The sequence below is a fragment of the Coxiella-like endosymbiont genome, from assembly GCF_002871095.1.
In the GTDB taxonomy this organism is placed as follows: Bacteria; Pseudomonadota; Gammaproteobacteria; order Coxiellales; family Coxiellaceae; genus Coxiella.
Window position 1 is genome coordinate 1 of the sequence record NZ_NSHJ01000017.1, and the last position, 2,250, is coordinate 2,250.

Sequence of the window (2,250 nt, forward strand, 5' to 3'; positions counted from 1 at the left end):
AGGTGATACTTCTAATTTTGAGGTAAATATCTAGCTATAAATCATCCAAGGATGATATAAAGTTTTTCCTAAAATTTACATTTCTCGTTGGGTTTTTTGTGTAAAAGATACACACCTGTTACTTTAATCAGTTTTACATTAGTTTTCTTTTATTAAATCTTTGACTAGAAGGATACTTTACAAGTATTTCATTTTTTTGGAGGGGATAAGCTTAGTAAGAGAAAAATTAAATCAGAGCTTGGTTTAGATATGAACCTGCACTATAATTGATGTTACTTTATTTTAAGGAGAAGGTCATGACAAAACGCTTATTTGTAGCTGCCTATGTATTAGTATCAATAAGTTGGGTAGGAGCTAGTATTGGGCAAACAGTAGGAACAGTGGATATACGGCAAATTTTTCAAGCATCACCATCGCAGGTTAAAAACATCAATACACAACTTGAAAAAGAATTTTCACCACAACGTGAAAGAATTATTAATTTAGGTAAATCTTTGCAAGAAGATACTAAAAAATTTCAACGCAATGAAGCAGTGATGAGTGACAAAGAAAAGCAAGAGCTAAAAAATAAAATTGATCAAAAACAAAAGGAATTTCAGCAAGCACAACTTAAATTTCATCAAGAATTATATAATGCACAGAATAAAGCTATGTTTGAATTTATGACAAAAATTTCAGGTGTTGTAAGAGCTCTTTCTGAAGAAGAGAAAGTGGATTTGGTTTTACCAAAAGATACCGTACTCTATGCGAGAGATACTAAAGATATCACCTCAGATGTGATTGCTAAATTGAAATAACCTTGTATTTGTGATTACATTGAAAGTGATTTATACACTTAACGAATTAGCAAACGCTATCGGTGCCACAGTAAAAGGCTATGGGGATTGTAAAATTCATAATATCGCTTCAATTATGAACGCTCAGCCTGGAGAAATAAGTTTCCTTACAAATCGAAAGTATCAAAAATATTTAAATAAAACAAAAGCCTCAGCATTATTATTAGATAATAAGTTAGCAAAAAACTGTCCTATAAACGCCCTTATTATGCCGGATCCTAAGCTAGGATTTATTAAACTATTAGCTTTATTACGACCTGACGTGAGACCAAAGCCAGGGATTCATCCCACTGCTGTTATCGGAGAGCAGTGTCAAATCGATCCTAGCGTGCACGTTGGGGCTTATGCTGTCATAGAAGATGAAGTAGTAATTGGTTCTCGAACTATTATCGGAGCAGGAACGAGTATTGGTTATTCTAGTCAACTAGGTTCAGATTGTGTTTTGTATAATCGAGTAACTTTATATCATCACACCATTATAGGTGATCGAAATATTCTTCACAGTGGTGTAATTATTGGTGCAGATGGATTTGGTTTAGCTAAAGATGCTGAAGAACATCGATGGATCAAGATTCCTCAAGTGGGACGAGTAGTCATTGGAGATGATGTAGAAATTGGAGCTAATACCACAATTGATCGAGGAGCACTTGAAGATACAGTAATCGGAAATGGTGTTAAATTAGATAATTTAATTATGATTGGCCATAACGTTCACATAGGAGATCATACAGCAATTGCTGGTTGTGCTGGTATTGCTGGAAGCACCACTATTGGACGCCATTGCATGATTGGTGCAGGTGCAGGTCTTAATGGCCATATCAATATTTGTGATAACGTCGTTATTACGGGTATGGGCATGATCCAAAAATCAATTATTGAGCCGGGGGTGTATTCATCAGGTACAGGAATGCAACCCAGTCGTGAATGGCATAAAAGTGTCATTAGGTTTTGGCAACTCGATAAATTCGAAAAACGATTAAAACGATTAGAAAGGTTGTATGATGAGCGTGATAAAAACCAGCGAGCTTAAAAAATATTATTTCCCCCCCCTATAAAGATTTTTTTATTGGTTGACTAGATGATAGTGATTTAAAAATACAACTCCTTGTGGAGGCAATTAAAAATATCACACGCAATAAAGCTTTCTTTGTGGAAAGAGAAAGCGGGTACCTGATTTGAGTGAATGGCTTTCATAACTGTGGTGCTATTAATTTTGCGTTATTTATTCTGCTGCGTCTGCTAGAATTTTTTTTTAGAAATGGAAAATATCTTCGATCATATTACTTTTCTCCCCCTCATTGAGGGGGAGAAAAGAAATTCCTGTTCTTAAAAAATTCTTCTTACTAAGCATCACACACCTTTTAGGGAACATGATTTTTTCTCTGGTGAGTTATTAATTCCCTCTACTATTTAT

At 34.7% G+C, this 2,250-nt stretch carries 2 protein-coding genes; both read left to right on the plus strand.

The genetic code is table 11. The features are described from left to right. The first annotated feature begins 296 nt into the window (after positions 1–296). The gene (locus CLERM_RS00165) at positions 297–797 is read left to right on the plus strand and encodes an OmpH/Skp family outer membrane protein (protein ID WP_102156618.1); all 501 of its coding nucleotides are present in this window, start codon (positions 297–299) and stop codon (positions 795–797) included. A gap of 13 nt (positions 798–810) precedes the next feature. Then, positions 811–1,866 (plus strand): UDP-3-O-(3-hydroxymyristoyl)glucosamine N-acyltransferase, encoded by a 1,056-nt coding sequence (gene lpxD, locus CLERM_RS00170; RefSeq protein ID WP_102156619.1) that lies wholly within the window; start codon positions 811–813, stop codon positions 1,864–1,866. Positions 1,867–2,250: the final 384 nt, after the last annotated feature.